The organism is Blastomonas sp. CCH1-A6 (assembly GCF_001556365.1).
GTDB classification, from domain to species: domain Bacteria; phylum Pseudomonadota; class Alphaproteobacteria; order Sphingomonadales; family Sphingomonadaceae; genus Blastomonas; species Blastomonas ursincola.
In genome coordinates this window covers 1-7732 of the sequence record NZ_LSIS01000325.1, presented here as the reverse complement: position 1 = coordinate 7732, position 7732 = coordinate 1, and the positions used below count along the sequence as shown (strand labels likewise).

The window sequence follows — 7732 nt, the reverse complement described above, 5'->3', positions numbered from 1 at the left end:
AAATGTCGAGAAAGCACAGTTCGTCGGCACCGGCGGCGTCATAAGCGCGCGCCTGTTCGACCGGATCGCCCGCATCGCGCAGGTCGACGAAGTTCACGCCCTTGACCACGCGGCCATTGGCGACGTCGAGACAGGGGATGACGCGAACCCGGACGCTCATCCGCGCGAGGCCATGGCGATCGCGGTGGCGAGATCGAGCCGCCCGTCATAGAGAGCGCGGCCCGTGATGACACCTTCGATGCCGTCTTCGGCATGCAGGCTGAGCAGATGGATATCGTCGAGCCCCTTCACCCCGCCGCTGGCGATGACCGGAATCTCGGTGGTGCGCGCGAGCGCAACGGTGGCGTAAATATTGCAGCCCTTGAGCAGCCCGTCGCGGCCGACATCGGTGAACAGCAGGCTGGCAACGCCCGCGTCCTCGAACCGGCGCGCCATGTCGGCCACCGGCACGTCCGAGACATCGGCCCAGCCGTGGGTCGCGACCATGCCATCGCGCGCATCGACCGCAACGACGATGCCGCCCTCATAGGCCTTGGCCATGTCGCGCACGAATTCGGGATCGGTCAGCGCCGCCGTGCCGATGACGACGCGGGCGACGCCCAGATCGAACCACCCTTCCACTGCTGCGCGCGTGCGAATGCCGCCGCCGAGCTGGAGATAGCCGGGAAAGCTCTTGATGATCGATTCCACCGCACTGCGGTTCACCGCCTCGCCGGCAAAGGCCCCGTCGAGATCGACGACGTGCAGATGCTGGGCACCGGCTTCGGCAAAGAGCTGCGCCTGGGCTGCGGGATCGTCGCCATAGACCGTCGCGCGGTCCATGTCGCCTTCGGCCAGGCGCACGACCTGGCCGCCCTTCAGGTCGATCGCGGGAAAGACGATGATGCTCATGAAACGGTCCAGTCGAGAAAGCGGCGGAGCAGATCGAGGCCATAGGCCTGGCTCTTTTCCGGATGAAACTGCACGCCCAGGATGTTGCCGCGCGCGACGGCGGCGGTCACCGCGCCGCCATGATCGGTAACGGCAGCGACATCGGCGGCATTGGCGGCGGCGAAATGATAGCTGTGCAGGAAATAGGCCTCACCCGGCACGATCAGCGGCGCGCGATCGGAAGGCCTTACGTCGTTCCAGCCCATGTGCGGCACCTTGATCGCTGGCGTCGCGTCCATCGCGCGCACCTCGCCCGCAATCCAGCCGAGCCCTGCATGCGTGCCATGCTCCAGCCCGCGCTCGGCGAGCAGCTGCATGCCGACGCAGATGCCGAGGAACGGCACCTTGTCGCCCTGCACCCGGTCTTCGAGCGCATCGATCATGCCGGGGATGGCGGACAGCCCGTTCATGCACGCGGCAAAGGCACCGACGCCGGGCAGGACGATGCGGTCGGCCGCGCGCACGGTCGCCGGATCGTCGGTCACCGCGACATTGCCTGCCCCAGCGGCCTTCAGCGCATTGTGCACACTGTGCAGATTGCCCGCGCCATAATCGATCAGCGCGACGCGATCAGCCACCCAATATGCCCTTTGTCGAAGGCACGGCGCCCTGCTTGCGCGGGTCGATCTCCACTGCGGCGCGCATCGCGCGGGCAAAACCCTTGTAAATGCTCTCGCAGATATGGTGGTTGTTGGCGCCGTAGAGCAGCTCGATATGCAGCGTCAGGCCTGCGGTCTGCGCGATCGAATGGAACCAGTGCTCGAACAGCTCGGTGTCCATCTCGCCCAGCCGTGCTTGGGTGAACGCGGCCTTCCAGACGAAATACGGGCGGCCCGAGATGTCGACGGCGACGCGGCTCAAGGTTTCGTCCATCGGCGAATAGGCATGACCATAGCGCACGATGCCGCCCTTGTCGCCCAGCGCCTGGGTCAGCGCCTGGCCGATCGCGAGCGCGCAATCCTCGGTCGTGTGGTGCTGGTCGACATGCAGGTCGCCCTTGATCCGGCAGGTCAGGTCGATCAGCGAATGGCGCGAAAACTGCTCGACCATGTGATCGAGAAAACCGATGCCGGTCGACACGTCGAACTGGCCTGTCCCATCGAGGTTCAACTCGACGAAAATGTCGGTTTCGTGGGTCTTGCGTTCTATCCGGGCGGTGCGCATGCTGCGCCCTATAATCAGCTTGCGGAGACGCGCAACATTTTTGCCACTTGTTGCAGCGCCCTGTCGTGCGAGCCATTAGCGCCTTGACCCTGATCGAATGTCGGTCCAACAAAATGGGCATGAGTGACGATGCGCCCGACAGCCTGATTCCCTATGACGAGATCGTCCAGGAAGCCCTGCGCGCGGTCGTCGGCCGCGTTCTGGGTGAAGTCGAATCGAATGGTCTGCCCGGCAGCCATCATTTCTACATCACCTTCAAGACCCGCTCGCCCGGCGTGGACATTCCACGCCACCTCGTCGAGCGCTTTCCGGACGAGATGACGATCGTCCTGCAGCAGAAATTCTGGGATCTGAAGGTCGAGAAGACCGGCTTCTCGGTAGGGCTGAGCTTCAACCGCGTGCCTGCGCACCTGTTCATCCCGTTCAGTGCGATCACCGCATTTGTCGACCCGGCGGTCGATTTCGGCCTGCAGTTCCAGGTCTCGGGCGATACGCCTCCGCCCGAGCCGCACGAAGCGGCGGAGAATGATCATCCCGGCGGCGATGGCGATGGATCCAACGTCGTCAGTGTGGATTTCGGCAAGCGCAAATAGCGGCTTGAGGGCCGCCTTTCACGGATTGGGCCTTTGACAGACATCGATACCCGCATCGAAAGCGATTCGCTCGGCGAGATCGCGGTACCGGCGAGCTGCTATTGGGGCGCGCAGACGCAACGCAGCCTCGAGAATTTCCAGTTCGCGCCGCACGAGCGCATGCCGATCGGCATCGTGCACGGCCTCGCGGTGGTCAAGCAGGCAGCGGCGCGCGTGAACCGCAACCATGGCTTGCCCGCAGAGCTCGCCGATGCGATCGAGAACGCGGCGGCGGAGGTGGTCTCCGGCGCGCTCGACGACCAGTTCCCGCTCACTATCTGGCAGACGGGCAGCGGCACGCAGAGCAACATGAACGTCAACGAGGTGATCGCGGGCCGGGCGAACGAGCTGCTGACCGGCCAACGCGGCGGCAAGACCCCGGTCCATCCCAACGATCATGTCAACAAGAGCCAGTCGTCGAACGACGCCTTCCCCACGGCGATTCATATCGCGGCGAGCCTCGCTGTGCAGACGCAGCTGCGCCCTGCCCTCGACCGGCTGACCTCGGCGCTCGCGGAAAAAGCTGCAGCCTGGGATTCTATCGTCAAGATCGGTCGCACGCATCTGCAGGACGCCACACCGCTGACGCTGGGCCAGGAATTTTCCGGCTATGCTAACCAGCTCTATCGCTGCGGGCGCCGGATCGAACCGGCGGTGGTGGCGGGTACCTATCGCCTCGCCATCGGCGGCACGGCGGTTGGTACCGGTCTCAACGCGCCGAGAGGCTTCGCGCAGGAGATGTGCGAAGCGATGGCTGACATCACCGGCCATCCGTTCCATCCGGCGGAGAACAGTTTCGAGGCGCTCGCCAGCAACGACCCGCTGGTGCACCTTTCGGGCACACTCAACACGCTGGCGGTGGCGCTGACCAAGATTGCGAACGACATCCGCCTGCTCGGTTCGGGCCCGCGCTCGGGCCTGGGCGAGCTCGAGCTTCCCGCCAACGAGCCGGGCAGCTCGATCATGCCGGGCAAGGTCAACCCCACCCAGTGCGAGATGCTGACCATGGTCGCAGCGCAGGTGATGGGCAATCATCAGGCGATTACTATCGGCGGGCTGCAGGGGCATATGGAGCTCAACGTGTTCAAGCCGTTGATCGGCGCCAACGTGCTGCGCTCGGTCGATCTTCTCGCAACGGGCATGGAAGGATTTGCCGAGCGCTGCGTCGACGGGATGAAGGCTAACGAAACACGGATTGCCGAATTGGTCGATCGCTCGCTGATGCTCGTCACCGCGCTTGCGCCGGTCATCGGCTATGACCATGCCGCCAAGATCGCCAAGCACGCGCACGAACACGGGCTGACGCTCAAGCAGGCGGGGCTGGCGCTGGGGCTGGTCGATGAAGCCACGTTCGATGCGCATGTCCGCCCGCAGGACATGATCGGTCGGTGACTGGTTGTGGGAACGCTCCTGCGGCGGCAGGCGTTTGAGGTCGGAGCCCAAATCAGCTATGGATGTGCCATGACCAACCCCGTGAACGACAGCCCGTCCGCCCCCGCAACGCCCGCCAGCACGACGCCGGTGGTCAACACACCGGCACCGGTCGACGGGACCGGCGTCACCGCCGCGCCGCCCGCTGCCCGCCCGCATTGGACCGTCGGTGCCTGGAACGGTGCGAGTCGCCTGATCACGACGGCGGCCAATGACGAGATGCTGCGCAACATGATCGGAGCCAAGGCGCGCAATCAGGTCGCGGCGACCGTTTTTGGCGGCACACTCATGGGAGCGATTGCGGCGCGCGTCGCCACGCGCTCGGTGCCGGGCGCGCTTCTTGTCGGCGGTGCGCTGCTTGCCAAGGCGGTCTATGACCAGCGCAAGCAGAAGGCCAAGCCGCCCAAGCCTTGACGCGCCAATTGTAACGCACAAACTGGTTGACCTTTGGCGGCGGCTTTGGCCATGAGCCGCCATGATCAACACCGTCATCCAAGCGCCGCTTGCCCGTCGTGGGCTGCTGTTCATCCTGTCTTCGCCCTCGGGTGCGGGCAAATCGACCATCGCGAGGATGCTGCTCGAACAGGACAAGCATATCGCATTGTCCGTGTCGGTGACCACGCGCCCGCCTCGCCCCGGCGAGATTGACGGCAAGGACTATCATTTCATCGACGAGGCCGAGTTCCACCGGCTGGTCGAGGACAACGCGTTGCTCGAATGGGCCAAGGTCTTCGGCCATTATTATGGAACGCCCAAGGCCCAGGTGAAGCAGGGGCTGCGCGAGGGGCAGGATTTCCTCTTCGACATCGACTGGCAGGGCACGCAGCAGTTGTACCAGCGCGCCGAGGGCGATGTCGTGCGCGTGTTCATCCTTCCACCCTCGCTGGAAGAGCTGCACCGGCGGCTGCGCAGCCGTAATACCGACAGCGAAGAGGTGATCGCCGGGCGCATGGCACGTGCACAGGACGAGATCAGTCACTGGGATGGCTATGATTTCGTCGTCATCAACGACAATGTCGAAAACTGCTTCGAGAAAGTCCGACAGATTCTCAATTCGGAACGTATGCGCCGCGCGCGCCAGACCGGGCTGATCGATTATGTCCGCGACCTGATGAACACGCCTGCGCCCTGATGCCGCTCACATCACTCGGTCGAGCAGCTTCTTGCCGGACTTGAGCGGGTTCTTCCGGAAGTTGGACTCTTCGCGACCGATATAGGTGAAGATCCCCGACATCGCCTGATCGGTGACGCTGTCGATCAACCCATCGCGGCTGAGGTCCACGCCAGCGAGCGCGCCGAGCACGCCGCCGGTTCCGCTGGTCCCCAGGCTATCCAGTTGCTTGAAGGCGCCGGTACGGCCCAGCGCGTTGCTCACCAGCAGGCGCATCTTCTGGCGCAGCACTTCGCCCGAGGTGCGCCGGAGATATTGCGTGCCTGCGGTATCGCCACCCGCGACGATGCCGACGCCGTCGGCGAGCGTAATCGAATCGATGGCCGAACGGAAGACCGGCTTGGCCTCCTGCGCGGCGAGGCCTGCGGCATCGTTCAAGGACTTGACCAGGTTGTTGGTGATCCCCGCCCGGTCGGTGAGCCGCAGCAGCTTGGTCGCCTTCTGCAATGGACCAGGCAACAGAATGCGCACGGCCTCGTCGGCATAGAAGGCACCGGGCTGTCCGAGCTGATCGAGCGCGCTGTCCGACGCATTGCCGAGCAGGCCCCTCATCGACCCGCCAAGCGAGGGCGAGGATTTGCGGGATTGCGCCTCGGCGATCGGACCGGTTGCAACCATTGCGATGCCCAGGCCGATTGCCATCGCCAGGTTGCGCAAGGCCATCACACATCTCCCCATGAATATTTCCAGGCAGTGTGCATGAAAGCGGCGCGCGCAACCAGTGCGCGCGCCGCGATTTTACGTCCGAACGGATCGATCAATGGCCTTCGGGGTCGTAGCCGCCCTGCGGCACCGAGGCATTGACGATGCCGCCATCGACCGGGATGGTGGTGCCGATCACATAGTCGCCCGCGCGGCTGGCAAGGAAGATCACCGCGCCCGAAATATCCTGCCAGTCGCCGACGCGCTTGTTGGGGATGCCGCTGGCCACCTTGTCGCCATAGTCGCGCGCGGCCTTGTTCATGTCCGAGGGGAATGCGCCCGGGCCGATGCCGGTGACATAGATATGGTCGCGCAGCAGGCGGACAGCCATGCGCTTGGTCAGCTGGATCAGCGCCGCCTTGCTTGCCTGATAGCTGTACGTCTCCCACGGATTGACCCGCATCCCGTCGACCGACGAGATATTGATCACCTTGGCCGGGGTTTCGGCGGTCGCGCCCGCTTTCAGCAGGCCATGCAGCGCCTGGGTGAGGAAGAAGGGCGACTTGACGTTGAGGTCCATCACCTTGTCCCAGCCCACTTCCGGGAAATCCTCGAACTCCGCACCCCAGGCGGCGCCCGCATTGTTGACGAGGATGTCGAGCCGGCTTTCATGCTCGGCCAGCTGCGCGGCGAGCTGGCGTGCGCCTTCGACGCTCGATACGTCGCAGGGCAGTGAGATGCAGTTCGGCCCCAGTTCCTCGGCGGTCGCATCACAGGCGGCGGCCTTGCGCGCCGAGATATAGACCTTGGCGCCCGCGGCGATCAGCCCCTGCGCGATCATCTTGCCGATGCCGCGCGATCCACCGGTGACCAGGGCGACCTTGCCCTTGACCGAAAACAGGTTTTCAATGCTCATGTTCATCCCTCCGAACGCAAGGCTTCCCTTGCTATGATGGTGCGCTGGATCTCGCTGGTCCCCTCGTAGATGCGGAACAGGCGGACATCGCGGTAGAAGCGTTCGATGCCATAGTCAGCGATATAACCAGCACCGCCGAAGATCTGGACCGCGCGGTCGGCGACGCGGCCGACCATTTCGGATGCGATCAGCTTGGCGCAGGCGCAGTCCTCGGTGATCCGCTCGCCGCGGTCCTTGGCCCTGGCGGTCTGCAGCACCAACGCCTTGGCCGCCTTGCACTCGGCCACCGAGTCGGCGATCATCGCCTGGATCAGCTGGAATTCGGCGATCGGCTTGCCGAACTGCTGGCGGTTCTTGGCATAAGCAATGCTGTCGGCAATCAGCCGCTCGGCCGCGCCGACACAGACCGCCGAAATGTGCAGCCGCCCGCGATCGAGCACGCGCATCGCGACCTTGAAGCCGTCACCTTCCGCGCCCAGCCGGTTCTCGACCGGCACGCGAACGTTGTCGAAATTGACGTCGCAGACATGCGCGCCCTGCTGGCCCATCTTGCGCTCAGGCTTGCCGACGGACAGGCCGGGCAGATCGCGCGGCACCAGAAAGGCGGTCACGCCCTTGGGGCCGGGACCGCCGGTGCGCGCCATCACCGTGAACAGATCGGCCTTGTCGGCATTGGTGATGTAGCGCTTCGAGCCGTTGAGCACATAGGCATCGCCGTCCAGCTCGGCGCGGGTCTTCACCGATCCGCTGTCCGATCCGACATCGGGCTCGGTCAGCGCGAACGAGGTGATGATCGCGCCGCTGGCGATCAGCGGCAGATATTTCGCCTTCTGCGCCTCGTTGCCG

Annotated in this window: 11 protein-coding genes; 4 read left to right on the top strand and 7 right to left on the bottom strand. The window is 64.6% G+C overall.

From position 1 onward, the window contains the following. The 4 genes from AX735_RS15860 to hisB form a co-directional block, all read right to left on the bottom strand. Positions 1–160: HisA/HisF-related TIM barrel protein (locus AX735_RS15860; RefSeq protein WP_446471829.1), on the bottom strand; the 160-nt coding region annotated here is incomplete at its 3' end. After that, complete coding sequence (gene hisA / locus AX735_RS15855) at positions 157–891, bottom strand: 1-(5-phosphoribosyl)-5-[(5-phosphoribosylamino)methylideneamino]imidazole-4-carboxamide isomerase (RefSeq protein ID WP_066282329.1); 735 nt, start codon at positions 889–891, stop codon at positions 157–159. The genes AX735_RS15860 and hisA, both read right to left, overlap by 4 nt. Further along, complete coding sequence (hisH, locus tag AX735_RS15850) at positions 888–1508, bottom strand: imidazole glycerol phosphate synthase subunit HisH (protein WP_066282327.1); 621 nt, start codon at positions 1506–1508, stop codon at positions 888–890. Before hisH ends, hisA begins: the two co-directional genes overlap by 4 nt. Then, on the bottom strand, positions 1501–2094 hold the full coding sequence (hisB, locus tag AX735_RS15845; RefSeq protein WP_066282326.1) for an imidazoleglycerol-phosphate dehydratase HisB: 594 nt from the start codon (positions 2092–2094) through the stop codon (positions 1501–1503). The genes hisH and hisB overlap by 8 nt, the downstream gene beginning before the upstream one ends. A gap of 119 nt (positions 2095–2213) precedes the next feature. Between hisB and AX735_RS15840 the strand changes: the two genes are divergently transcribed. The 4 genes from AX735_RS15840 to gmk all read left to right on the top strand — a co-directional run bounded on the left by AX735_RS15840 (position 2214) and on the right by gmk (position 5289). Beyond that, complete coding sequence (locus AX735_RS15840; RefSeq protein WP_060976966.1) at positions 2214–2687, top strand: SspB family protein; 474 nt, start codon at positions 2214–2216, stop codon at positions 2685–2687. Positions 2688–2720: 33 nt separating this feature from the next. Further along, positions 2721–4118, top strand: coding sequence for a class II fumarate hydratase (gene fumC / locus AX735_RS15835; RefSeq protein WP_082751154.1), 1398 nt, complete (start codon positions 2721–2723; stop codon positions 4116–4118). Positions 4119–4187: 69 nt separating this feature from the next. Next, a complete protein-coding gene (locus AX735_RS15830; RefSeq protein ID WP_066282324.1) occupies positions 4188–4571 on the top strand; it encodes a hypothetical protein in 384 nt (127 codons plus the stop codon). Between the two features lie 61 nt (positions 4572–4632). Next, the gene (gmk, locus tag AX735_RS15825) at positions 4633–5289 is read left to right on the top strand and encodes a guanylate kinase (protein ID WP_066282322.1); all 657 of its coding nucleotides are present in this window, start codon (positions 4633–4635) and stop codon (positions 5287–5289) included. A 6-nt stretch (positions 5290–5295) separates the two neighbouring features. On the opposite strand, the gene AX735_RS15820 is transcribed toward gmk, so the two are convergent. From AX735_RS15820 to AX735_RS15810, 3 genes are all read right to left on the bottom strand, one after another. After that, the gene (locus AX735_RS15820; RefSeq protein WP_066282320.1) at positions 5296–5991 is read right to left on the bottom strand and encodes a DUF4197 domain-containing protein; all 696 of its coding nucleotides are present in this window, start codon (positions 5989–5991) and stop codon (positions 5296–5298) included. Between the two features lie 94 nt (positions 5992–6085). Continuing rightward, positions 6086–6886 (bottom strand): SDR family oxidoreductase, encoded by an 801-nt coding sequence (locus AX735_RS15815; protein WP_066282318.1) that lies wholly within the window; start codon positions 6884–6886, stop codon positions 6086–6088. Positions 6887–6888: 2 nt separating this feature from the next. After that, a partial coding sequence (locus tag AX735_RS15810; RefSeq protein ID WP_066282315.1) for an acyl-CoA dehydrogenase family protein occupies positions 6889–7732 on the bottom strand: 844 nt, incomplete at its 5' end.